Annotated in this window: 17 protein-coding genes; 9 read left to right on the top strand and 8 right to left on the bottom strand. The window is 57.9% G+C overall.

What is annotated here, in order from left to right:
• Positions 1 to 8 precede the first annotated feature (8 nt).
• The 4 genes from IM295_RS12300 (at position 9) to feoC (ending at position 5,454) form a co-directional block, all read left to right on the top strand.
• Complete coding sequence (locus IM295_RS12300; protein ID WP_193066756.1) at positions 9 to 2,339, top strand: Tex family protein; 2,331 nt, start codon at positions 9 to 11, stop codon at positions 2,337 to 2,339.
• Between the two features lie 289 nt (positions 2,340 to 2,628).
• The gene (gene feoA / locus IM295_RS12295; RefSeq protein WP_006177893.1) at positions 2,629 to 2,856 is read left to right on the top strand and encodes a ferrous iron transporter A; all 228 of its coding nucleotides are present in this window, start codon (positions 2,629 to 2,631) and stop codon (positions 2,854 to 2,856) included.
• Positions 2,857 to 2,886: 30 nt separating this feature from the next.
• Complete coding sequence (gene feoB / locus IM295_RS12290; RefSeq protein ID WP_192971941.1) at positions 2,887 to 5,205, top strand: Fe(2+) transporter permease subunit FeoB; 2,319 nt, start codon at positions 2,887 to 2,889, stop codon at positions 5,203 to 5,205.
• Positions 5,206 to 5,217: 12 nt separating this feature from the next.
• A complete protein-coding gene (feoC, locus tag IM295_RS12285) occupies positions 5,218 to 5,454 on the top strand; it encodes a [Fe-S]-dependent transcriptional repressor FeoC (protein ID WP_193066755.1) in 237 nt (78 codons plus the stop codon).
• Positions 5,455 to 5,487: 33 nt separating this feature from the next.
• On the opposite strand, the gene IM295_RS12280 is transcribed toward feoC, so the two are convergent.
• The gene (locus tag IM295_RS12280) at positions 5,488 to 5,757 is read right to left on the bottom strand and encodes a YdgH/BhsA/McbA-like domain containing protein (RefSeq protein ID WP_045259364.1); all 270 of its coding nucleotides are present in this window, start codon (positions 5,755 to 5,757) and stop codon (positions 5,488 to 5,490) included.
• A gap of 111 nt (positions 5,758 to 5,868) precedes the next feature.
• The gene (gene bioH / locus IM295_RS12275; RefSeq protein WP_045630304.1) at positions 5,869 to 6,642 is read right to left on the bottom strand and encodes a pimeloyl-ACP methyl ester esterase BioH; all 774 of its coding nucleotides are present in this window, start codon (positions 6,640 to 6,642) and stop codon (positions 5,869 to 5,871) included.
• 36 nt (positions 6,643 to 6,678) lie between these two features.
• On the opposite strand from bioH, the gene gntX reads away from it, so the two are divergent.
• The 3 genes from gntX (at position 6,679) to gntT (ending at position 9,621) form a co-directional block, all read left to right on the top strand.
• Positions 6,679 to 7,362 carry a DNA utilization protein GntX gene (gntX, locus tag IM295_RS12270; RefSeq protein WP_193066754.1) on the top strand — a complete coding sequence of 228 codons (684 nt, stop codon included), beginning with the start codon at positions 6,679 to 6,681 and terminating at the stop codon, positions 7,360 to 7,362.
• 61 nt (positions 7,363 to 7,423) lie between these two features.
• Positions 7,424 to 7,999 carry a Fe-S biogenesis protein NfuA gene (gene nfuA, locus IM295_RS12265; protein WP_003861601.1) on the top strand — a complete coding sequence of 192 codons (576 nt, stop codon included), beginning with the start codon at positions 7,424 to 7,426 and terminating at the stop codon, positions 7,997 to 7,999.
• A 305-nt stretch (positions 8,000 to 8,304) separates the two neighbouring features.
• Positions 8,305 to 9,621 (top strand): gluconate transporter, encoded by a 1,317-nt coding sequence (gntT, locus tag IM295_RS12260; RefSeq protein WP_048960500.1) that lies wholly within the window; start codon positions 8,305 to 8,307, stop codon positions 9,619 to 9,621.
• Positions 9,622 to 9,680: 59 nt separating this feature from the next.
• Here the strand turns inward: gntT and malQ are convergent, their stop codons facing one another.
• Complete coding sequence (gene malQ, locus IM295_RS12255) at positions 9,681 to 11,762, bottom strand: 4-alpha-glucanotransferase (protein ID WP_048960498.1); 2,082 nt, start codon at positions 11,760 to 11,762, stop codon at positions 9,681 to 9,683.
• A 9-nt stretch (positions 11,763 to 11,771) separates the two neighbouring features.
• The gene (gene malP / locus IM295_RS12250; protein ID WP_193066753.1) at positions 11,772 to 14,165 is read right to left on the bottom strand and encodes a maltodextrin phosphorylase; all 2,394 of its coding nucleotides are present in this window, start codon (positions 14,163 to 14,165) and stop codon (positions 11,772 to 11,774) included.
• A gap of 585 nt (positions 14,166 to 14,750) precedes the next feature.
• On the opposite strand from malP, the gene malT reads away from it, so the two are divergent.
• The gene (gene malT / locus IM295_RS12245) at positions 14,751 to 17,456 is read left to right on the top strand and encodes an HTH-type transcriptional regulator MalT (RefSeq protein ID WP_047367202.1); all 2,706 of its coding nucleotides are present in this window, start codon (positions 14,751 to 14,753) and stop codon (positions 17,454 to 17,456) included.
• 61 nt (positions 17,457 to 17,517) lie between these two features.
• On the opposite strand, the gene IM295_RS12240 is transcribed toward malT, so the two are convergent.
• Genes IM295_RS12240 through glpE form a run of 3 tightly spaced genes read right to left on the bottom strand, consistent with a single transcriptional unit; the run spans position 17,518 to position 19,503 of the window.
• Positions 17,518 to 18,276 (bottom strand): DeoR/GlpR family transcriptional regulator, encoded by a 759-nt coding sequence (locus IM295_RS12240; protein WP_028014684.1) that lies wholly within the window; start codon positions 18,274 to 18,276, stop codon positions 17,518 to 17,520.
• A gap of 16 nt (positions 18,277 to 18,292) precedes the next feature.
• Positions 18,293 to 19,123, bottom strand: a complete 831-nt coding sequence (glpG, locus tag IM295_RS12235; RefSeq protein WP_193066752.1) for a rhomboid family intramembrane serine protease GlpG — start codon at positions 19,121 to 19,123, stop codon at positions 18,293 to 18,295.
• 47 nt (positions 19,124 to 19,170) lie between these two features.
• Entirely contained in the window at positions 19,171 to 19,503 is a 333-nt protein-coding gene (gene glpE, locus IM295_RS12230; protein ID WP_028014686.1) for a thiosulfate sulfurtransferase GlpE, read from the bottom strand.
• A gap of 188 nt (positions 19,504 to 19,691) precedes the next feature.
• Here glpE and glpD point away from each other — a divergent pair, with 188 nt between their 5' ends.
• On the top strand, positions 19,692 to 21,200 hold the full coding sequence (gene glpD / locus IM295_RS12225; protein ID WP_041911900.1) for a glycerol-3-phosphate dehydrogenase: 1,509 nt from the start codon (positions 19,692 to 19,694) through the stop codon (positions 21,198 to 21,200).
• A 35-nt stretch (positions 21,201 to 21,235) separates the two neighbouring features.
• On the opposite strand, the gene glgP is transcribed toward glpD, so the two are convergent.
• Complete coding sequence (gene glgP, locus IM295_RS12220; protein ID WP_041911899.1) at positions 21,236 to 23,683, bottom strand: glycogen phosphorylase; 2,448 nt, start codon at positions 23,681 to 23,683, stop codon at positions 21,236 to 21,238.
• Positions 23,684 to 23,690: the final 7 nt, after the last annotated feature.

The following is a 23,690-nucleotide window of genomic DNA, read 5'->3' as shown; positions in this document are numbered from 1 at the left end:
ATAAAGCCATGATGAAAGATTCGCTCTGCCGCATTATTGCGGGTGAACTTCAGGCCAGAGCCGAACAGGTAGAAGCTGCCGTTCGCCTGCTTGATGAAGGGAACACCGTGCCGTTTATTGCACGTTATCGTAAGGAAGTCACAGGCGGTCTGGATGACACGCAGCTGCGTAACCTGGAGACCCGCCTGGGCTATCTGCGCGAGCTGGAAGAACGTCGTCAGGCGATCCTCAAATCTATCGGCGAACAGGGCAAGCTGACCAGCGAGCTGGAAAGCGCCATTAATGGCACCCTGAGCAAAACCGAACTCGAAGATCTCTATCTGCCGTACAAACCGAAGCGCCGTACCCGCGGGCAGATTGCGATTGAGGCGGGCCTTGAGCCGCTGGCAGAGCTGCTGTGGAATGAGCCATCTCACGACCCGGAAACCGAAGCGGCGAAATTCGTCGACGCCGACAAAGGTGTCGCTGACACCAAGGCCGCTCTGGACGGCGCGCGCTACATCCTGATGGAGCGCTTCGCGGAAGACGCCGCCCTGCTGGCTAAAGTGCGTGATTATCTGTGGAAGAACGCCCACATCGTCTCTACCGTCGTAGCGGGCAAAGAGGAAGAAGGCGCGAAGTTCCGCGACTACTTCGATCACCACGAACCGATTTCGACCACCCCTTCTCACCGCGCGCTGGCGATGTTCCGCGGCCGCAACGAAGGCGTGCTCCAGCTCTCCCTGAACGCCGACCCGCAGTTTGACGAGCCGCCGAAAGAGAGCCACTGCGAGCAGATTATCATCGACCATCTCGGCCTGCGCCTGAACAACGCCCCGGCGGACAGCTGGCGCAAAGGCGTGGTGAGCTGGACGTGGCGCATCAAGGTGCTGATGCACCTGGAAACCGAGCTGATGGGCACCGTGCGCGAGCGAGCGGAAGACGAAGCGATCAACGTCTTCGCCCGTAACCTGCACGACCTGCTGATGGCCGCTCCTGCGGGCCTGCGCGCGACCATGGGTCTCGATCCGGGTCTGCGTACCGGCGTGAAGGTGGCGGTCGTTGACGGCACCGGCAAGCTGGTCGCCACTGATACCATTTACCCGCACACCGGCCAGGCAGCGAAAGCCGCCGTCGTGGTGGCGGCGCTGTGCGAGAAGTACAACGTGGAGCTGGTTGCCATCGGTAACGGCACCGCATCACGCGAAACCGAGCGTTTCTACCTCGACGTGCAGAAGCAGTTCCCGAAAGTGACGGCACAGAAAGTGATCGTCAGCGAAGCGGGCGCATCGGTCTATTCCGCCTCTGAGCTGGCGGCGCAGGAATTCCCTGACCTGGACGTTTCCCTGCGCGGCGCGGTCTCCATCGCCCGTCGTCTGCAGGATCCGCTGGCGGAGCTGGTGAAGATCGATCCGAAATCCATTGGCGTGGGCCAGTATCAGCACGACGTGAGCCAGACGCAGCTGGCGCGCAAGCTGGACGCGGTTGTGGAAGACTGCGTAAACGCCGTCGGCGTGGACCTGAACACCGCCTCCGTTCCCCTGCTGACCCGCGTGGCGGGCTTAACCCGCATGATGGCACAGAACATCGTCGCCTGGCGCGATGAGCACGGCCAGTTCCAGAACCGTCAGCAGCTGCTTAAAGTGAGCCGTCTGGGGCCGAAAGCGTTTGAGCAGTGCGCGGGCTTCCTGCGCATCAACCACGGCGATAACCCGTTGGATGCCTCTACCGTTCACCCGGAAGCGTATCCAGTGGTGGAACGCATCCTGGCCGCCACCCAGCAGGCGCTGAAGGATCTCATGGGCGACAGCAGCGCTCTGCGTAACCTGAAAGCCGTTGATTTCACCGACGACAAATTTGGTGTACCAACCGTTACCGACATTATCAAAGAGCTGGAAAAACCGGGCCGCGATCCGCGTCCTGAGTTCAAAACGGCGACCTTTGCTGACGGCATCGAGACCATGAACGATCTCCTGCCGGGCATGGTGCTGGAAGGCGCGGTGACCAACGTCACCAACTTCGGCGCGTTTGTGGATATCGGCGTGCACCAGGACGGTCTGGTGCATATCTCTTCCCTTGCCGACAAGTTCGTTGAAGACCCGCACACCGTGGTCAAAGCGGGCGACATCGTGAAGGTGAAAGTGCTGGAGGTGGATCTGCAGCGCAAGCGTATCGCCCTGACCATGCGTCTGGATGAGCAGCCGGGCGACACCAGCGCGCGCCGTGGCGGCAACGGCGGAGGCCGCGAGCAGCAGCGTCCGGCCACGAAAGCCACAAAACCGCGCGGGCGTGACGCGCAACCTGCGGGCAACAGCGCGATGATGGACGCGCTGGCGGCGGCGATGGGTAAGAAACGCTAAGGTAACCCCCCTCACCCTCTCCCCAAAGGGGAGAGGGTGAGGGGAATAAAATCATCTCGAAATATATGAAACCGATTGCACACCCATATTTAAACCGCTATTTATCACTCCATTAACAAATACGCTTTTTATTCCTTCCCGGGTAATTCTGCAAATATTGAGCAAGGTCAATCAGACCGCAAATTAATACGATTAACAACATCCCGTCACATTTTTATTATTGCTGATAAAAACTATTCTCATTATCATCGCAGTGTAGATTATTTAACCTCTCGTGGAATCAGGCATTATGCAATTCACTCCAGACAGTGCATGGAAAATTACCGGTTTTACCCGCGAAATTAGCCCGGCCTATCGACAGAAGCTGCTGTCACTTGGCATGCTGCCCGGCTCATCATTCCAGGTCGTGCGTGTGGCGCCGTTGGGCGATCCTGTTCATATCGAAACCCGGCGCGTAAATCTGGTTCTGCGCAAAAAAGACCTCGCATTAATTGAAGTTGAATCTTTATCCCGTTAACAAGCCAGCGGTTTCGGTGGGTCTAATACAATGAAAAAATTAACTATTGGCTTAATTGGCAATCCTAATTCCGGCAAGACAACCTTATTTAATCAGTTAACCGGCGCGCGCCAGCGCGTGGGAAATTGGGCAGGCGTAACGGTTGAACGTAAAGAAGGCCAGTTCACGACAACGGACAATCAGGTCACCCTGGTTGACCTTCCCGGCACCTACTCCTTAACCACGATTTCATCCCAGACTTCGCTCGATGAGCAAATTGCCTGCCACTACATTCTTGGCGGCGACGCGGATCTGCTGATCAACGTGGTCGACGCTTCGAACCTCGAGCGAAACCTTTACCTGACGCTACAGCTGCTGGAGCTGGGGATCCCCTGCATCGTGGCGCTCAACATGCTCGACATTGCGGAAAAACAAAAGCTGCGCATCGACGTCGATGCGCTCTCCGCGCGCCTGGGCTGTCCGGTGGTTCCGCTGGTCTCGACCCGCGCTCGCGGTATCGACGCCCTGAAGCTGGCGATTGACCGCCACGCGGGAAACCGCGACGTTGAGCTGGTGCACTACGCCCAGCCGCTGCTGCGCGAAGCCGAACTGCTGGCGCAGGAGATGGACAGCAGCATGCCTGCAAAACAGCGCCTGTGGCTCGGCCTGCAGATGCTGGAAGGGGATATCTACAGCCGCGCCTATGCCGGACACGCGGCGGATAAGCTGGACGTGGCCCTCGCCCGTCTCAGCGACGAGCTGGACGACCCGGCGCTGCACATCGCCGATGCGCGTTATCAGGCCATTGCGTCAATTTGCGACGTGGTCAGCAACGCCCTTACCGCAGAGCCCAGCCGCTTCACGGCGGCGGTGGATAAGATTGTGCTCAACCGCTTCCTCGGCTTACCCATCTTCCTGCTGGTGATGTACGTGATGTTCCTGCTCGCGATTAACATCGGTGGCGCGCTGCAGCCGATTTTTGACGCCGGTTCTGTCGCGGTCTTCGTACACGGTATTCAGTGGGTAGGTTACACCCTGCACTTCCCGGAATGGCTGACCATCTTCCTTGCCCAGGGGATTGGCGGCGGTATCAACACCGTTCTGCCGCTGGTACCGCAGATCGGCATGATGTATCTGTTCCTCTCGTTCCTCGAAGATTCCGGCTACATGGCGCGCGCCGCCTTCGTGATGGACCGCCTGATGCAGGCGCTGGGCCTGCCGGGCAAGTCCTTCGTCCCGCTGATCGTCGGCTTCGGCTGTAACGTGCCGTCGGTAATGGGCGCGCGCACCCTGGATGCACCGCGTGAACGCCTGATGACCATTATGATGGCGCCGTTTATGTCCTGCGGTGCCCGACTGGCGATCTTTGCGGTCTTCGCGGCAGCCTTTTTTGGCCAGCAGGGCGCGCTGGCGGTCTTCTCGCTGTACGTGCTGGGCATCGTGATGGCGATCCTGACCGGCTTAATGCTGAAACACACCATCATGCGTGGTGAAGCGTCACCGTTCGTGATGGAGCTGCCGGTGTACCACGTTCCCCATCTGAAAAGCCTGGCGATCCAGACCTGGCAGCGCCTGAAAGGCTTTGTGCTGCGCGCCGGTAAGGTGATTGTTATTGTCAGTATTTTCCTGAGCGCGCTGAACAGCTTCACCCTCACCGGTCAGGCGGCAGATAACATCAACGACTCTGCCCTCGCCTCCGTCAGCCGCGTCATCACGCCGGTCTTCAAACCGATTGGCGTGCAGGAGGATAACTGGCAGGCGACCGTGGGCCTGTTCACCGGTGCGATGGCGAAAGAGGTGGTCGTCGGGACCCTGAACACGCTCTACACCGCAGAGAACATTCAGGAGCAGGAATTTAACCCGGCGGAGTTCCACCTCGGTGACGAACTGCTGGGGGCCGTAGAGGAGACCTGGCAGAGCCTGAAAGACACCTTCAGCCTGAGCGTGCTGGCTAACCCGATTGAGGCCAGCAAAGGCGATGGCGAAATGGCGACCGGTGCCATGGGCGTGATGGGCGAGAAGTTTGGCAGCGCGTCAGCGGCCTACAGCTATCTCATCTTCGTTCTGCTCTATATTCCGTGCATCTCGGTGATGGGGGCGATTGCCCGTGAGTCCAGCCGCGGCTGGATGGGCTTCTCCATTCTGTGGGGGCTGAATATCGCCTACTCGCTGGCGACGCTGTTTTACCAGACCGTTAACTTCAGCCAGCACCCGCGCTACAGCCTGGTCTGCATCCTGGCGGTCATCCTGTTTAACGTGATTGTGATTGGCCTGCTGCGCCGGGCGCGAAGCCGCGTTGATATCAACCTGCTGGCGACGCGTAAAACCCCGGCCACCTGCTGCAACAGCCCGGCTGGCGACTGTCACTAAGGGAAAAAACAGATGGCATCGTTGATTCAGGTTCGTAACTTACTGGCATTGCAGGGACGCATGGAGGCAAAACAGCTCAGCCTTAGCCTGCATACCCCGCAGCCGATGATCGATGCCATGCTGGAGCGCCTGGAAGCCATGGGTAAAGCCGTGCGGATTCAGGAAGAAGCAGAGGGTTGCCTCTCCGTCAGTTGTAAAAGCTGTCCGGAAGGAAAGGCCTGTCTCAGGGAGTGGTGGGCACTGCGCTAATAAAGCCGGGCATTGGTGCCCGGCTTTATCGTATTACTTATAGACGTCCGCAGTAGCGCGTACGTTTTTGGTATATTTCTCAGCGCTGGTAATCACGTAGTAAGTGCCGCCAAGCTCATCCGCTTTCTTAGACAGCTCACGTTTCGCGTCCATCGGCGCAGTGGTGTCAGACGTAGAAATCTCACCAATTTTCGTCAGATTCATCCCGGCAACCTTATCTTTTTCCAGCTCTTTTGCCGCAAAGGCGCCAAATGACAATGACCCAATAACCAGAGAAGTGACAATACCCGTAACAAGTTTCATAGCCTGACTCTCCATAGGATTGTTGTTTTGATTATCGTAGGCAGAACAACCGCAACGACATCTGGAGTATGGTTGCGGTGTGTAACTTTTTCCAGGCAGGATAGAAAATAATCAGTCTAAACGTTGACTTAACGCAACCAACGCTGAACAAAATTCCGTCGGATGAGAGATAAACGGCGCATGCGCGGCTTTTGCTATGACATGTGATTCGCTGTCCGGCCAGAGGGAATCCAGAAGTGGGATCACTTTGCGCGGCACCAGCCCGTCGAGATAGCCATAGATACGCAGGTGCGGCATGCTCAGCCCGGCCAGCGGCTCGCGCAGATCGGCCGTTTTCAGGATCTCCAGACCGCCGTTAAGCACCTCAACGTCCGGCATCGGCAGAGAGAGCACCACCTGCTTTAACGCTCTGGCATCCTGACGCGCGGTTTCGGTACCCATTGTCTGCAAGGCGAGGAATCGCTCGACGGTCCGCTGGAAATCGTCGCTCAGCTGCTGCTGGAAGCCCGCCAGAACGTCAGGTTTGATGCCGGGCCACGCCTCTTGTGCGCTAAAGCATGGCGACGAGGCCACGGTGACCAGCGCCCTAACGCGCTCGGGCCAGGAGAGCGCAATCTGGCTTGCCACCAGCCCGCCCAGACTCCAGCCCAGCCAGATGGCATTTTGCGGCGCGGCGTCTACAACGTGCTGCGCCATTTCATCAAGCGACATCGCGCCAAAGCCACGGCTGCGACCATAGCCCGGCAGATCAACCAGATGTAACGTAAATTGCGAGGCAAGTTCCTCGCTTATGCAATGCCACACTTCCGCATTCAGGCCCCATCCGTGCAGCAGCACAAGATGGCAATTTCCTGTCCCTACGGTCTGCCACCACAGCGTCTTCATCAGTTACTGTTCTCTTTTTTCACATGGAGGTTGCACATGCTAACAGTGCCTGGCTTGTGCTGGCTATGCAAAATGCCGCTTGCCCTCAGCGCGTGGGGCGTCTGTTCCGTCTGCACGCGTTCGCTGGAAAGGCGTATCACAACCTGCCCGCAATGTGGTTTACCGGCGGCGAACCGCGATTTGCCCTGCGGCCGCTGCCTGAAAAAATCCTCGCCGTGGAGCGCGCTGGTGACCGTGGATGATTATGTTCCGCCGCTGAGCGAGCTTATTCACGCCCTGAAGTTTTCCGGCCAGAGTTCGCTGGCGCAGCCCCTTGCCCGCCTGCTTTTGCTGGCCGTTTTGCAGGCGCGACGAACCCGCGCTTTGCCGAAAATCGACATGGTGGTGAATGTCCCCTTATACCGACGCCGGCACTGGCGGCGCGGCTATAATCAAAGCGACCTGCTCTGCCGCCCGCTCGCCCGGTGGCTGGGTTGTCGCTACGATGCCAGCGCGCTTACCCGCGTTCATGCCACCGCCATCCAGCATCAGCTCAACGCCCGGCTTCGCAAAAGGAACCTGAAAAACGCCTTTCGCCTTGAATTGCCGGTCCACGGCCTCCATATCGCCATCGTGGATGACGTCGTCACCACAGGCAGTACCGTTGCTGAACTTTCCCGACTGCTTTTGCAAAGCGGCGCCGCGTCGGTTCAGGTATGGTGTCTGTGCCGTACCTTGTAGCCCTTCTTCAATGGGCGTATGATTATACCCAGGTAATTTAGTCAACTATTAGGCCAAAGCTATGATCCGTATTTCCGATTCTGCACAAGCGCACTTTGCCAAACTGCTGGCAAATCAGGAAGAAGGGACGCAGATCCGCGTGTTTGTGATCAATCCAGGCACTCCGAATGCAGAATGTGGTGTCTCTTATTGTCCTCCGGACGCTGTGGAAGCAACTGACACTGCCCTTAAATTTGAACAGCTCACCGCTTACGTCGATGAACTGAGCGCGCCGTATCTTGAAGATGCGGAAATCGACTTTGTCACCGACCAGCTGGGTTCTCAGCTGACCCTAAAAGCGCCAAACGCCAAAATGCGTAAAGTCTCTGACGATGCGCCGCTGATGGAGCGCGTCGAGTATCTGCTGCAGTCCCAGATCAACCCACAACTGGCCGGCCACGGCGGTCGCGTTTCCCTGATGGAAATCACGGAAGACGGCCTGGCGATCCTGCAGTTCGGCGGCGGCTGTAACGGTTGCTCCATGGTCGACGTGACCCTGAAAGAAGGGATCGAGAAGCAGCTGCTGAACGAATTCCCGGAACTGAAAGGCGTGCGTGACCTGACCGAGCACCAGCGCGGCGAGCACTCTTACTACTAATTCAGTACCCGTCTGTATTGCCCGGTAGCGCTGCGCTTACCGGGCCTGACTCCCTTGCCTCCCCCTCTATATGTTGACCTGCGTCTCATAATTCAAATTTTGCCTCACCGGGTGATTCTCAACCACGATATGTTACCCGTATCATTCTCGTGGGCACTCAACACCCTTATAACAGCCGACTAAACTTAACTGTTTCGCAGGCATCAGTATGAGTGCCGTTAACCACTCTGTTCCCAGTTGGGACAACCGGAATTTGTCGTTGAAACAATGACGTTACCCATAACAATTCAAAGGCCAGGTAAATCATGCCATTAGTCATCGTTGCTATCGGTGTTGTGTTATTACTGCTCTTGATGATCCGCTTCAAAATGAACGGATTTATCGCTCTGGTTCTGGTGGCACTTGCAGTCGGTCTGATGCAGGGGATGCCGCTGGTTAAAGTTATCAGCTCTATCAAAGCCGGTGTCGGCGGCACGCTCGGCAGCCTGGCGCTGATCATGGGCTTCGGCGCCATGCTCGGTAAAATGCTGGCGGACTGCGGGGGCGCGCAGCGTATTGCCACCACCCTGATTGCCAAATTCGGTAAACAGCACATCCAGTGGGCGGTGGTGTTAACCGGTTTTACCGTCGGTTTCGCGCTGTTCTATGAAGTGGGCTTCGTGCTGATGCTGCCGTTGGTGTTCACCATCGCCGCCGCGGCCAACATTCCGCTGCTGTTCGTGGGTGTGCCAATGGCTGCTGCACTGTCCGTGACCCACGGCTTCCTGCCACCGCACCCGGGTCCAACCGCCATCGCCACCATCTTCCACGCCGATATGGGTAAAACCCTGCTGTTCGGTACGATTCTGGCGATCCCGACCGTAATTCTGGCAGGCCCGGTGTATGCCCGTTTCCTGAAAGGCATTGATAAGCCTATTCCGGAAGGTCTGTACAGCGCCAAAACCTTCACTGAAGAAGAGATGCCAGGCTTTGGCGTCAGCGTCTGGACCTCGCTGGTACCGGTGATCCTGATGGCAATGCGCGCCGTGGCGGAGATGATCCTGCCGAAAGGCCACGCTTTCCTGGCCGTTGCCGAGTTCCTCGGCGACCCGGTGATGGCAACGCTGATTGCGGTATTGATTGCGATGTTCACCTTCGGCCTGAACCGTGGCCGCTCCATGGATCAGATCAACGACACGCTGACCTCGTCCATCAAAATCATTGCCATGATGCTGCTGATTATCGGCGGTGGCGGTGCGTTCAAGCAGGTGCTGGTCGACAGCGGCGTGGACAAATACATCGCTTCCATGATGCATGAAACCAATATCTCTCCAATCCTGATGGCGTGGTCTATTGCTGCCGTGCTGCGTATCGCGCTGGGTTCTGCAACCGTTGCGGCGATTACAGCGGGCGGTATCGTTGCGCCGCTGATTGCTACCACGGGCGTCAGCCCTGAGCTGATGGTTATTGCGGTAGGCTCCGGCAGCGTGATTTTCTCTCACGTGAACGATCCGGGCTTCTGGCTGTTCAAGGAGTACTTCAACCTGACCATCGGTGAAACCATCAAGTCCTGGTCAATGCTGGAAACCATTATTTCGGTCTGCGGCCTGGTAGGGTGTCTGCTGTTGAATATGGCTCTCTGACTCTCCTGCTCGATCGGTTCCCTCTCCCCTTTGGGGAGAGGGCTAGGGTGAGGGGCAAATTACGACTTCTTACCCACCGCCCTTCTGCGCTTATCCAAATCTTTAATCAGCCTGTTCACCCCGTCATCGGCAAACATCGTCTCAAGCGTTGTGGACAGCTTGCGGCGCCAGTTCTTGTACTGATAGCTGGTGCCCGGAACGTTCACCGGCTCCGCCATATCAATCCAGTCTTCCGGCTGCAGGCCGAGCAAAGCGCTGTTGCTGTCGGCAATATAGCGTTGCAGGCCACGGTTGAGTGTTGGGGTCATTGCCATCAGCGACGCCTTATGTCCGGCACGCTTGGGCAGACAGCCATGCTTGTGCAGCGCGTCCAGCAGCCCCTGCTTCGCCAGCTCGCGGTCCTGATACAGCCCGCGCAGAACCTCTTCATCTGGATAGAGGCCCAGCGTTTTGCCGAGGGTCAGATCGCCGCTTTCCCAGTAGCCTCTGAGCGTAGGAAGATCATGCGTCGTCGCGACTGCCATTGACTGTTCAGGGTACGCTTTCGGCGCGCGGAAGGTTTTCTCATGGTCGTTTTCAAAATAGAGCACTTTGTAGGAATAAACCCCGCTGTCGCGGAGCTTGCTGACAATTTCCACCGGTACGGTACCGAGATCTTCACCGATCACCATGCACTGATGACGTTTACTCTCCAGGGCCAGGATCGACAGCAGATCGTCCACCGGATACTGCACGTACGCCCCGTGATCGGCCGTTTCACCGTACGGGATCCACCACAGGCGCAGCACGGACATCACGTGGTCGATGCGCAGCGCCCCGCAGTTCTGCATGTTCGCGCGCAGCAGGTCGATAAACGGCTCGTAGGCGCGCGCCGCCATCACGTGCGGATCCATTGGCGGCAGGCCCCAGTTCTGACCGAGCGGGCCGAGGATATCCGGCGGCGCGCCGACGGATGCTTTCAGGCAGTAAAGCTCACGGTCACACCAGGTTTCCGCGCCGCCTTCCGCCACGCCCACGGCCAGATCGCGATACAGGCCGATCGGCATCTTATAGCCCTGGCTCACCTGCCAGCAGGCGGCAAACTGGCTGTACGCCAGCCACTGCAGCCACAGGTAGAAGTCCACCTCGTCGGCATGATTTTTACAGAAGGCTTTGACTTCAGGGGTATCCACGGTCTGATACGCTTCCGGCCAGACCGGCCAGCCCCAGCGCATTTCGTCCTCTTTCACCTGATACGCGTGCAGCGCATCAAATGCCGCCTGCCAGTAGAGGCTTTCACCTTCCTGCATCACGAACTGGCGGAAGGCCGCCATCTGCTCGTCGTCGCGCTTCGCAAAGCCTTTCCACGCCAGGCGCAGAGCCGCCATTTTCAGCGCGGTCACGGAGGCATAATCTACCCAGTCCGCATCGCGGGCCTGCTTCAGCAGCTGCTGGGTGGTCTCAAGCTTCCACCACGCCTGCGCCTCTTTGCTGTTTTTGAAATCGTCTAACGCGTTAACGTCGATGTAAATCACGTTCAGCCAGCGTCGGGAAGACGGGCTGTACGGGCTCGCGCTTTCCGGGTTGGCCGGATAGAGCGCGTGGATCGGGTTGAGGCCGATAAACGCGCCGCCGCGCTCGCCCACGGATGCCAGCATGTTCTTCAGATCGCCAAAATCGCCGATCCCCCAGTTGCTGTCGGAACGCAGCGTATAGAGCTGCACGCAGGCGCCCCACAGCTTTTTGCCTTCGAGCAGCGCCTGCGGCTCATAGCAGCGTTTTGGCGCGACGATCACCCGGCAGTGAAAACGCTGTTCGTCCTGGGTGAGCGTCAGGCTGTGATAGCCCTCCGGCAGCTTTGCCGGAAGGTTTAACGTTTTGCCGCCGGTGGCGTGGCCTTTATGCTGATGCCCCTCTTCGGTGGTGAGCAGCCAGCTATACTCGCCGCGCCCCTCCACCGCCAGCGGCATCTTTTTGCCTGCGGTAAAGACCTTCACGTTTGGCACCGGAGCAACCGACGCGTTCGCGTCGGTTTTGTGCATGGCATCCAGCAAACGTCTTTTGGTGTCCGCACCAATAGACTGCGGTTTGCCGTGCGCATTGATGTAACTGAGGCTAATTCCCGCCGCCTGCGCGGCACTGTCCAGACGTTTACTCTCCATCGCGCTTCCTTAGCGTTTTGCCTGCCAGATACGGGCCTGATAATCACGGATTGAGCGGTCAGAGCTGAACATGCCGCAGCGCGCGGTGTTCAGAATGCACGCCCGGGTCCACGCCTCCTGGTCGCGGTACAGCACGTCGACCTGTTTCTGCGCTTCAACGTAGGCCGTGAAGTCCGCCATCACCAGGTACGGGTCGCCGCCGTGTTTGTCCATGCTGTGCAGCATCTGGTCAAACGCGTGCTTGTCGCCATCGCTGTATTTGCCGCTTTCCAGCTCCTTCAACACCGCATCCAGCACTTTGTCTTTTTTACGCCATTTCACCGGGTCGTAGCCTTTGGCCTTGATGGCTTTCACTTCTTCAACAGTATGGCCGAAGATAAAGATGTTCTCTTCACCGACCTTCTCGGCGATTTCGACGTTCGCACCGTCCAGCGTGCCGACGGTCAGCGCGCCGTTGAGCGCCAGCTTCATGTTGCCGGTACCGGACGCTTCTTTCCCTGCGGTCGAGATCTGCTCGGAGATATCCGCCGCCGGGATCAGCATTTCCGCCGCCGAGACGCAGTAATCCGGCAGGAACACGACCTTCAGCTTGTCGCCCACTTTCGGATCGCTGTTGATCGCCGCCGCCACTTTATTGATGGCGAGGATAATGTTTTTCGCCAGGTAGTAGCCCGGCGCCGCCTTCGCACCGAACAGGAACACGCGCGGCACGCGGTCGGCCTGCGGGTTCTCGCGGATCTCTTTGTACAGCGCCAGAATGTGCAGCAGGTTCAGGTGCTGACGCTTGTACTCGTGCAGGCGTTTGATCTGGATATCGAAAATCGCGTTCGGGTTGATCTCAATCCCGGTACGCATTTTCACAAACTCCGCCAGGCGAACCTTGTTCTCCAGCTTGATCGCGCGGTACTGCTCGCGGAATTTCGCATCGTCGGCGTATTTTTCCAGGTTAATCAGCTGGTCCAGATCGTTGGCCCACTCTTTCTTCAGGGTCTTATCCAGCAGGCCGGCCAGCAGCGGATTGCACTGCTTGATCCAGCGACGCGGCGTAATGCCGTTGGTCACGTTGTGGAACTTGGTCGGCCACAGCTGGTGATATTCCGGGAACAGATCTTTCACCACCAGATCGGAGTGCAGCGCCGCCACGCCGTTCACGGCAAAGCCGCTCACCACGCACATGTTCGCCATACGCACCTGTTTGTCGTGCACCACCGCCAGCTTCGCCCAGACGGCTTTGTCGCCCGGCCAGGTTTTCTCCACCAGCGTTTTGAACTGGTCGTTAATCTTATTGATGATCTGCATATGGCGCGGCAGCAGCGTTTTCACCAGCTTCTCATCCCAGCACTCGAGCGCTTCCGGCATCAGGGTGTGGTTGGTATAGGCGAAGGTGCGGCTGGTGATGGCCCAGGCGTCGTCCCAGCTCAGCTGATGCTCGTCAATCAGCACGCGCAGCAGTTCCGGGATGGCAATAGTCGGGTGCGTATCGTTAAGCTGAATGACTTCGAAGTCCGGCAGCTGCGCCAGCTTGCGGCCCGCCAGGTGATGGCGACGCAGAATATCCGCCACGGAGCAGGCGCACTGGAAGTACTGCTGCATCAGGCGCAGCTTTTTACCCGCCAGGTGGTTATCGTTCGGATAGAGGACTTTGGTCAGCTTCTCGGCGTCGATCCCCTGCTGCTCGGCGCGCAGGAAATCGCCGTCGTTGAATTTGGTCAGGTTGAACGGATGCGCGTGCTTCGCCTGCCACAGACGCAGCGGCTGCGCCACGCCGTTACGGTAGCCGAGCACCGGCAGATCCCAGGCTTCACCGGTAATAGTGAACGCCGGTTCCCAGAGCCCCTGCTTCGTCACTTTCCCGCCGATGCCGACCTGCACGTCCAGCTGCGCGTTGTGGCGGAACCACGGGTAGGTATTGCGATGCCAGTCGTCCGGCGCTTCCATCTGGTGGCCGTCGGTAAACGACTGACGGAACAGGCCGTACTGGTAGTTCAGGCCATAGCCAATCGCCGACTGGCCGACCGTTGCCATAGAGTCAAGGAAACAGGCCGCCAGACGCCCCAGTCCGCCGTTGCCCAGCGCCGGGTCGATCTCTTCTTCCAGCAGGTCGGTCAGGTTAATATCGTGCTCTTTCAGCACATCACCCACCTCCTGATACCAGCCGAGGTTCAGCAGGTTGTTGCCGGTCAGGCGGCCAATCAGGAACTCCATCGAGATATAGTTAACGTGACGCTGGCCTTTGACGGGCTTCGCCACGGGCTGAGCATCCAGCTGCTCTGCGAGCGCCCCGCTCACCGCCTGCCACCACTGGTGAGGCGTCATCTCGTTTGCAGCATGAAGGCCAAAACGCTGCCACTGACGCGTCAGGGCAGCCTGGAATTGAGCTTTGTTGAAGGTAGGCTGTGACATAAGGGATCGGCATCCTTTAGAAAGAAAACACAAGTTGGCGCTAGTGTGCCTGGCTCATTTCACCTCTTCCTCCTCCCGTGGGGGATTAGACAGGGAGGAGTAGCGGGGATGAGCGTAAAAGTGTGATCGAGGCCACTCTGAGAGCATAGCTGGAGTGTGCCCGGAAGATAAAAAAGTAACCGGGGAGAATGTCAAAGAAATGAAATGCGGTTTTGGATGAAATTAATCCACGCGGAAATGATTGCTTACGGAGAATAATATTTCAGCAATCGGGTCCTGCCTAAGGAGATTATTAATCTCACTCAACTTTACCCGAAGTTTATTAAATTCGACGTCATTATACCTTTCTGAAACCAGTTTCAGCCCAGCCTCGTGACATCCATACAAGCCAGCATTGACGCGGCATCAAAGCCTTTTCAAAAAAGTTCCAGTACTGGCCGGAATGTTTTGTGACAGAGTGCAAATTCAGAGCCACAAAAGCCAGACATAACTTGCAATAGTTCTCTTTCTGACCGACCTTATAGCTATTAATTACGAAGCGCAAAAAAAATAAATTCTCTCGTTCCCCACAGTGAAGTGAAACCTATGTTGATTCCGTCAAAATTAAGTCGCCCGGTTCGTCTTGACCATACAGTGGTCCGCGAGCGTCTGCTGGCTAAACTTTCCGGCGCGCATAATTTCCGACTGGCGCTGGTTACGAGCCCTGCAGGTTATGGAAAAACAACGCTCATTTCACAATGGGCCGCAGGTAAGAGCGATCTTGGCTGGTACTCCCTCGACGAGGGCGACAACCAGCAAGAGCGTTTTGCCAGCTATCTGATTGCCGCTATTCAACAGGCAACCAACGGACACTGCGTCGCCAGCGAGGCAATGGTGCAAAAGCGCCAGTACGCCAGCCTGTCCTCCCTTTTCTCTCAGCTGTTTATCGAACTGGCCGAATGGCATCGCCCGCTGTACGTGGTGATTGATGACTATCATCTGATCACGAACCCGGTTATCCATGAGTCGATGCGCTTCTTCCTGCGCCACCAGCCGGAAAACCTGACCCTGGTCGTGCTGTCACGCAACCTGCCGCAGCTCGGTATTGCCAACCTGCGCGTGCGCGATCAGCTTCTGGAAGTGGGCAGCCAGCAGTTGGCCTTTACCCACCAGGAAGCGAAACAGTTCTTTGACTGCCGCCTGACCTCACCCATTGAGGCCTCCGAAAGCAGCCGCTTGTGTGATGATGTCGCAGGCTGGGCCACGGCGCTACAGCTGATTGCCCTTTCTGCCCGGCAAAACAACAGCCCGACGCACCAGTCTGCGCGCCGTCTGGCCGGCATCAACGCCAGCCATCTTTCGGATTACCTTGTGGATGAGGTGCTGAACAGCGTCGATCCCTCCACCCGCAATTTCCTGCTGAAAAGCTCCCTGCTGCGCTCCATGAACGACGCGCTGATTGTGCGCGTAACAGGCTGTGAGAACGGTCAGCTGCAGCTGGAAGAGATTGAACGTCAGGGCCTGTTCCTGACGCGCATGGACGACCCCGGCGAGTGGTTCAGCTATCACCCGCTGTTTGGCAGCTTCCTGCGCCAGCGCTGCCAGTGGGAGCTGGCAACGGAATTGCCGGAAATCCACCGCGCCGCCGCCGAAAGCTGGATGGCGCAAGGCTTCCCGAGCGAGGCCATTCACCACGCGCTTGCCGCCGGTGACGCCAGCATGCTGCGCGATATCCTGCTTAACCACGCGTGGGGGCTGTTTAACCACAGCGAACTGACGCTGCTGGAAGAGTCGTTGAAAGCCTTGCCGTGGGAGAGCCTGCTGGAGAACCCGCGCCTGGTGCTGCTCCAGGCCTGGCTGATGCAGAGCCAGCACCGTTACAGCGAAGTGAATACCCTGCTGGCGCGCGCCGAGCAGGAGATGGAAAGCGAAATGGATATCACCCTGCACGGCGAATTTAACGCCCTGCGGGCGCAGGTCGCGATTAACGACGGCGATGCGGATGAAGCGGAACGGCTGGCGATGGTCGCGCTGGATGAACTGCCGCTGGCGAATTTCTACAGCCGGATTGTGGCTACCTCGGTGCACGGCGAAGTGCTGCACTGCAAGGGAGAACTGACGCGCTCCCTTTCGCTGATGCAGCAAACCGAGCAGATGGCGCGCCGCCATGATGTGTGGCACTACGCCCTGTGGAGCCTGATTCAGCAAAGCGAGATTTTATTCGCACAGGGGTTCCTGCAGGCCGCCTGGGAAAATCAGGAAAAAGCGTTCCAGCTGATTCGTGAACAGCACCTGGAACAGCTGCCGATGCACGAGTTCCTGTTGCGTATTCGCGCTCAACTGCTGTGGGCATGGTCGCGTCTGGATGAAGCAGAAAGCTGCGCCCGTCAGGGTGTGAACGTGCTCTCTGGCTTCCAGCCTCAGCAGCAATTGCAGTGTCTGGCCCTGCTGGTGCAGTGCTCGCTGGCGCGTGGCGATCTGGATAACGCCCGCAATCACCTTAACCGTCTGGAAAACCTGCTCGGCAACGGTCAGTACCACAGCGACTGGGTATCGAACGCCGACAAGGTTCGGGTAATTTACTGGCAGATGACGGGGGACAAAAAATCCGCCGCCAACTGGCTGCGCCAGACGCCTAAACCGGAATTTGCCAATAACCACTTCCTGCAAAGCCAGTGGCGCAACATCGCACGCGTGCAGATCCTGCTGGGTGACTTTGAGCCTGCCGAAATTGTGCTGGAAGAGTTAAACGAAAACGCCCGCAGCCTGCGTCTGATGAGCGACCTGAACCGCAACCTGCTGCTGCTCAACCAGCTTTACTGGCAGGCGGGCCGCAAAAATGACGCCCAGCGCGTGCTTCTGGAAGCCTTGCAGCTGGCGAACCGCACCGGGTTTATTAGTCACTTCGTGATTGAAGGTGAAGTGATGGCGCAGCAGCTGCGCCAGCTGATTCAGCTCAACACGCTGCCGGAGCTGGATCAGCATCGCGCCCAGCGCATTCTGCGCGAAATTAATCAGCACCATCGCCACAAGTTTGCGCATTTCGACGAGAACTTTGTTGAACGCCTGCTGAACCACCCGGAAGTGCCGGAGCTTATTCGCACCAGCCCGCTCACCCAGCGCGAATGGCAGGTGCTGGGGCTGATCTATTCCGGATACAGTAACGAGCAGATTGCCGGTGAGCTGGCGGTGGCGGCAACCACCATCAAAACGCACATTCGCAATCTGTATCAGAAGCTGGGCGTGGCGCACCGTCAGGATGCGGTGCAGCATGCGCAGCAGCTGTTGAAGATGATGGGGTACGGAGTTTAGTTTTGTGCGGCCTGATGCCCTCACCCCGGCCCTCTCCCACAGGGAGAGGGAGAACGGCTTTTCAACACAACTCTAACTGCAAATTATTATCCTTAATCACCTGCATCACGCCCGCTGGCGGCATCACGTCGGTATAGACCGCATCCACCATGCTGATGCTGCCCATGTTCACCATCGCGTTTCGGCCAAACTTCGAATGGTCCACTACCAGCATCACGTGGCGCGAGTTTTCAATAATCGCGCGCTTGGTGCGCACCTCGTGGTAATCAAACTCCAGCAGTGAGCCGTCGGTGTCGATGCCGCTGATCCCCAGGATGCCGAAGTCGAGGCGGAACTGAGAGATAAAGTCGAGCGTCGCTTCGCCGATAATCCCGCCGTCGCGGCTGCGCAGTTCGCCGCCCGCGAGGATGATGCGGAAATCATCTTTCTGCATCAACGTGTTGGCGACGTTCAGGTTGTTGGTCACCACGCGCAGGTTCTCGTGATCCAGCAGCGCATGAGCGACCGCTTCCGGCGTGGTGCCGATATCAATAAACAGCGTCGCACCGTTCGGGATTTGGCTCGCCACTTTACGCGCAATGCGCTCTTTTTCTGCCGTCTGCGTGGCTTTACGGTCGTGCCAGGAGGTGTTGACCGAGCTGGACGGCAGCGCCGCGCCGCCGTGGTGGCGCAAAATACGGTTCTGATCGGCCAGATCGTTCAGGTCACGACGGATGGTTTGCGGGCTGACGGCAAACTGCTCGACCAACTCTTCGGTGCTGACGTATCCCTGTTTTTTGACCAGTTCGATAATGGCGTCATGACGTTGTGTTTGTTTCATCAATTATCCCTGAGAATTATGTTCGTTTTCGCGCATGGAGCGTGTCGGCAAGCGCCATTGCAAGACCGACGGCGAGGCCGGTGACGTGCGCACCATTGGCGATAGACATACCAAACAGATCAAACCATCCGGCAATTAGCCATATTAACGCAAAGGCTATTAATCCGCGTTGTAAATAGATGCCGCTTTCCGGGTCGCGCTCCCCGCGAAGCCAGACGTAGCCCATCAAAGCGTAGACGACACCCGACAGCCCGCCGAACCACGGGCCGCTGAATTTATGCTGTACATAGCCGCTCAGCAGGGCGCTGATTACGGTGATGACAATCAGCTTGCCGCTGCCGAGCCGCTTCTCAACGATACCGCCGAGATACCACCACCACAGCAGGTTAAAGAGGATATGCATCACCGAGAAATGCATCAGCGCGTGGGTAAAGTAGCGCCAGACGTCAAAATCCAGCGACGGGTCATATGGCCACGCCAGCGCGATCATCACGCTCTGGTCGCCCACCACGTTCATAATAATGAAGACGATAATGCAGGCTGCCATCAGCAGCAGCGTAAACGGGCCCGCGCGCTCGCGAATCGTGGCAAGGAAGGGAAAGCGGCTGTAATGCAGTCCGCTGCCGGTCTGCCCGGATTGCCAGCTGGCCGCCAGATAGCGCGGGTCGCCGGGGTTCTCAAGGAAACGCGCCAGCTCCTCGTTGACCCGCCCTGCCTGGCTCTCATCGGCCAGCCAGACGTCGGTCTGAGTATGTTGCTGAATGGTCAGAATAATGCCCTGCGTCGCCATATAGTCGACAAACGCCTGGGCGACGCGCGGGTTGGTAAAAGAGGTGATCATCAACATGGGCAGCGGTCGCTTATTTCCACACAAAAGGGGACAGTATAGCGGGATTAGCGCTCAAACGCGTATTCCACTTCTGCCGGGAAATGACGATGCCAGGCATCAAAGCCGCCGTCGACGCTGTATACCGCGTCATAGCCTTGCTGAATCAGATACTGCGCCGCGCCTTTGCTGCTGTTGCCGTGGTAGCACATGACCATAACGGGCGTTTCGAAGTCGTTATCGCGCATAAACGCGCCCAGCGTGTCGTTGGTCAGATGAAACGCGCCCGGCGTGTGGCCCATCGCAAAACTCTGCGGGTCGCGAATGTCCACCAGCACCGCTTTTCCCTGGTGCATCTTCTGGTGGGCTTCTTCTACGTTAATACATTCAAACTGATCCATGGTGTTCTCTTTACAGTGGTCAACGACAAGATTTTACCCCGTAGTGTACGTCCTGGCGGCGGGTAAACGCCATTATGTTATCCATATCACTCTAAATTGTTTTTTTGATGTTACCAAAAGCGCGTTCCTTTGCTATTATGAGCGATATCGAACATTTTTGAGCTTTAACGAAAGTGCATGAGGGTGTTATGGAAACCAAAGATCTGATTGTGATAGGCGGTGGCATCAACGGTGCCGGTATTGCGGTTGATGCCGCAGGACGCGGTTTATCCGTGTTGATGCTGGAAGCTAACGATCTCGCCTGCGCGACGTCGTCCGCCAGCTCCAAGCTGATCCACGGTGGCCTGCGCTACCTGGAACACTACGAATTCCGCCTGGTCAGCGAAGCGCTGGCCGAACGCGAAGTGCTGCTGAAAATGGCCCCGCATCTGGCGATTCCGATGCGCTTCCGCCTGCCGCACCGCCCGCACCTGCGTCCGGCGTGGATGATCCGCATCGGTCTGTTTATGTACGATCATCTGGGCAAACGCACCAGCCTGCCGGGTTCGAACGGTTTGCGTTTTGGCTCAGAATCGGTCCTTAAGCCGGAAATCGTGCGCGGTTTCGAATATTCAGACTGCTGGGTTGACGATGCGCGTCTGGTGCTGGCGAATGCGCAGATGGTCGAGAAGAAAGGCGGCGAGGTGAAAACCCGGACCCGCGCGACCGCCGCCCGTCGTGAAAACGGCCTGTGGATTGTGGAAGCAGAAGACGTGGATACCGGCGAGAAGTTCAGCTGGAAAGCACGCGGCCTGGTGAACGCCACCGGCCCGTGGGTGAAGCAGTTCTTCGACGACGGCATGCACCTGCCTTCGCCGTACGGCATCCGCCTGATCAAAGGCAGCCACATTGTGGTGCCGCGCGTACATACCCAGAAGCAGGCCTACATTCTGCAGAACGAAGACAAACGCATCGTGTTTGTGATCCCGTGGATGGACGAATTCTCCATCATCGGCACCACCGACGTGGAGTACAAGGGCGATCCGAAGAACGTCGAGATCGACGAGAGCGAAGTGAACTACCTGTTGAAAGTGTATAACGCGCACTTCAAGAAACAGCTGTCGCGCGACGACGTGGTCTGGACCTACTCTGGCGTGCGTCCGCTGTGCGATGACGAGTCTGACTCACCGCAGGCCATCACCCGCGACTACACGCTTGATATCCACGACGTAGACGGTCAGGCACCGCTGCTGTCGGTGTTTGGCGGCAAGCTGACTACCTACCGCAAGCTGGCCGAGCACGCGCTGGAAAAACTGGCGCCGTACTACAAAGGTATTGGCCCGGCGTGGACCAAAGAGGCAGTGCTGCCCGGCGGAGATATTGGCGGAAACCGCGACGATTACGCCGCGAAGCTGCGCCGTCGCTTCCCGTTCATTACCGAAGGGATGGCGCGCCACTACGCCCGCACCTACGGCAGCAATACCGAGCTGTTCCTGGGCGACGCGAAATCGCTTGCCGATCTGGGTGAACATTTCGGCCACGAGCTGTACGAGGCCGAGCTGCGCTACCTGGTTGAGCACGAGTGGGTTCGCCGCCTTGAAGATGCCATCTGGCGTCGTACCAAAGAAGGGATGTGGCTTAACGCCGAGCAGCAGTCTCGCGTGGCGCAGTGGCTGCAGCAGCATGCGGGGAAGCGTGAGCTGTCGCTGGCGTCGTGATGTAAAAAACCCGGTGGCGCCACCGGGCTTTGTTTTTACAACCGCACCGGATCAATATGCCAGATGTTCTCGGCATACTCCTTGATGGTCCTGTCAGACGAGAAATACCCCATGTTGGCGATGTTGTGCATCGCCGCGCTGGTCCACTTCTCCTGCTGACGGTACAGCTCGTCAACTTTATCCTGGCAGTCCACGTAGCTGCGATAATCCGCCAGCACCTGATAGTGGTCGCCAAAGTTAATCAGCGAATCCACCAGATCGCGATAGCGGCCCGGCTCGTCGGGGCTGAACACACCGGTCGCAATCTGCGTCAGGACCTGACGTAGCTCTTCATCCCCTTCATAGAACTCACGCGGGGAGTAGCCTTTCCTGCGCAGCGCCTCCACTTCTTCGGTGGTATTGCCGAAGATAAAGATATTCTCTTCTCCTACGTGCTCCAGCATCTCGACGTTCGCCCCGTCCAGGGTGCCGATGGTCAGCGCGCCGTTGAGGGCAAACTTCATGTTGCTGGTGCCGGACGCTTCCGTTCCCGCCGTGGAGATCTGCTCGGAGAGATCTGCCGCCGGGATGATCAGCTGCGCCAGGCTGACGCTGTAGTTCGGGATGAATACCACCTTCAGCTTGTCGCCAATCTCCGGATCCTGGTTCACCACCTTCGCCACGTCGTTGATCAGGTGAATAATGTGCTTCGCCATGTAGTAAGCGGAAGCCGCCTTACCGGCGAAGATCTTCACGCGCGGCACCCACTCTGCGGTTGGATCGGCCTTAATGCGGTTGTAGTGGGTGATCACGTGCAGCACGTTCATCAGCTGACGCTTGTACTCGTGGATGCGCTTGATCTGCACGTCAAACAGCGCTTTTGGGTTTGCGACCACGTTGAGGTGCATCGCCAGCCAGACCGCCAGACGTTTCTTGTTCAGCAGCTTGGCTTCCCGCACGGCCTTGTTCACCGTCGGGAAATCAATATGCTGCTTAAGCTCGCTCAGCTGGCTCAAATCGGTGCGCCAGGTGCGGCCGATATTCTCATCCAGCACGTCAGAGAGCGGCTGGTTTGCCAGCGCCAGCCAGCGGCGCGGCGTAACGCCGTTGGTGACGTTGCAGAAGCGTGTCGGGAAGATCTTCGCGAAGTCCGCAAACAGGGACTGCACCATCAGGTTCGAGTGCAGCTCAGACACCCCGTTCACCTTGTGGCTGATCACCACCGCCAGCCAGGCCATGCGCACGCGACGACCGTTTGATTCATCAATGATCGAGGCACGGCTCAGCAGCCCGGTATCGTTCGGGTACTGCTCCTGCAGCGTCTTGAGGAAGTAGTCGTTAATCTCGAAGATGATTTGCAGGTGGCGCGGCAGAATTTTGCCGAGCATGTCCACCGGCCAGGTCTCCAGCGCTTCGCTCATCAGGGTGTGATTGGTGTAGGAGAACACCTGGCACGTCACCTCAAACGCGTCGTCCCAGCTGAACTTGTGCTCGTCGATCAGCAGGCGCATCAGCTCGGGAATGGAGAGCACCGGATGGGTGTCGTTAAGGTGAATCGCGGTTTTCTCCGCCAGGTTGGCGTAGGTTTTGTGCAGCTGATGGTGGCGGCTGAGGATGTCCTGAATCGTCGCGGAGACGAGGAAATACTCCTGACGCAGGCGCAGCTCGCGCCCGGAGTAGGTTGAGTCATCCGGGTACAGCACGCGGGAGACGTTCTCGGAGTGGTTTTTATCTTCCACCGCGGCAAAGTAGTCGCCCTGGTTAAATTTACCGAGGTTGATTTCGCTACTCGCCTGGGCGTTCCACAGGCGCAGCGTATTGGTCGCATCGGTGTCATAGCCGGGGATGATCTGATCATAGGCCACGGCGAGGATCTCTTCGGTTTCCACCCAGCGGGACTTTTTCCCTTCCTGCTGAATGCGTCCGCCAAAGCGCACCTTGTAGCGCGTGTTGTGGCGCTTGAACTCCCACGGGTTGCCGTATTCCAGCCAGTAGTCCGGGGACTCTTTCTGGCGACCATCAACGATGTTCTGCTTGAACATGCCGTAGTCGTAGCGAATACCGTAGCCGCGCCCCGGCAGCGCCAGCGTTGCCAGCGAGTCAAGGAAGCAGGCGGCAAGACGCCCGAGACCACCGTTACCCAGCCCCGGGTCGTTCTCTTCGTCAATCAGCTCTTCTAAATCCAGCCCCATCTCTTCCAGCGCGGTTTTGACGTCGTCGTAGATACCGAGCGACAGCAGCGCGTTGGAGAGGGTGCGGCCAATCAAAAATTCCATCGACAGGTAGTAAACCTGCCGCGTCTCCTGCGAAAGCTGGGCGCGGTTAGAGCGCAGCCAGCGTTCGACCATGCGGTCACGCACCGCAAACAGGGTGGCGTTCAGCCACTCGTGCTTGTTGGCGATGACCGGATCTTTCCCGATGGTAAACATCAGCTTGTAGGCGATGGAGTGCTTTAACGCCTCAACGCTGAGCGTGGGGGAAGAGTAGCTAAATGGAGCGTTCATATCAGTA

This window comes from Enterobacter cloacae complex sp. P14RS (assembly GCF_014895895.1).
GTDB classification, from domain to species: Bacteria; Pseudomonadota; Gammaproteobacteria; order Enterobacterales; family Enterobacteriaceae; genus Enterobacter; species Enterobacter bugandensis.
Note: the sequence above shows the minus strand (reverse complement) of the source record. Positions and strands in the feature narration are given on the sequence as shown.

What these genes read in the sequence shown, in the direction of transcription:
- glpD (WP_041911900.1), top strand. Translation starts at nt 19,692, where the DNA reads ATGGAAACCAAAGATCTGATTGTGATAGGCGGTGGCATCAACGGTGCC.
- malQ (WP_048960498.1), bottom strand. Translation starts at nt 11,762, where the DNA reads ATGGAGAGTAAACGTCTGGACAGTGCCGCGCAGGCGGCGGGAATTAGC.
- gntX (WP_193066754.1), top strand. Translation starts at nt 6,679, where the DNA reads ATGCTAACAGTGCCTGGCTTGTGCTGGCTATGCAAAATGCCGCTTGCC.
- malP (WP_193066753.1), bottom strand. Translation starts at nt 14,165, where the DNA reads ATGTCACAGCCTACCTTCAACAAAGCTCAATTCCAGGCTGCCCTGACG.
- gntT (WP_048960500.1), top strand. Translation starts at nt 8,305, where the DNA reads ATGCCATTAGTCATCGTTGCTATCGGTGTTGTGTTATTACTGCTCTTG.
- malT (WP_047367202.1), top strand. Translation starts at nt 14,751, where the DNA reads ATGTTGATTCCGTCAAAATTAAGTCGCCCGGTTCGTCTTGACCATACA.
- bioH (WP_045630304.1), bottom strand. Translation starts at nt 6,642, where the DNA reads ATGAAGACGCTGTGGTGGCAGACCGTAGGGACAGGAAATTGCCATCTT.
- feoC (WP_193066755.1), top strand. Translation starts at nt 5,218, where the DNA reads ATGGCATCGTTGATTCAGGTTCGTAACTTACTGGCATTGCAGGGACGC.
- nfuA (WP_003861601.1), top strand. Translation starts at nt 7,424, where the DNA reads ATGATCCGTATTTCCGATTCTGCACAAGCGCACTTTGCCAAACTGCTG.
- glgP (WP_041911899.1), bottom strand. Translation starts at nt 23,683, where the DNA reads ATGAACGCTCCATTTAGCTACTCTTCCCCCACGCTCAGCGTTGAGGCG.
- IM295_RS12300 (WP_193066756.1), top strand. Translation starts at nt 9, where the DNA reads ATGATGAAAGATTCGCTCTGCCGCATTATTGCGGGTGAACTTCAGGCC.
- glpE (WP_028014686.1), bottom strand. Translation starts at nt 19,503, where the DNA reads ATGGATCAGTTTGAATGTATTAACGTAGAAGAAGCCCACCAGAAGATG.
- IM295_RS12240 (WP_028014684.1), bottom strand. Translation starts at nt 18,276, where the DNA reads ATGAAACAAACACAACGTCATGACGCCATTATCGAACTGGTCAAAAAA.
- IM295_RS12280 (WP_045259364.1), bottom strand. Translation starts at nt 5,757, where the DNA reads ATGAAACTTGTTACGGGTATTGTCACTTCTCTGGTTATTGGGTCATTG.
- feoA (WP_006177893.1), top strand. Translation starts at nt 2,629, where the DNA reads ATGCAATTCACTCCAGACAGTGCATGGAAAATTACCGGTTTTACCCGC.
- glpG (WP_193066752.1), bottom strand. Translation starts at nt 19,123, where the DNA reads ATGTTGATGATCACCTCTTTTACCAACCCGCGCGTCGCCCAGGCGTTT.
- feoB (WP_192971941.1), top strand. Translation starts at nt 2,887, where the DNA reads ATGAAAAAATTAACTATTGGCTTAATTGGCAATCCTAATTCCGGCAAG.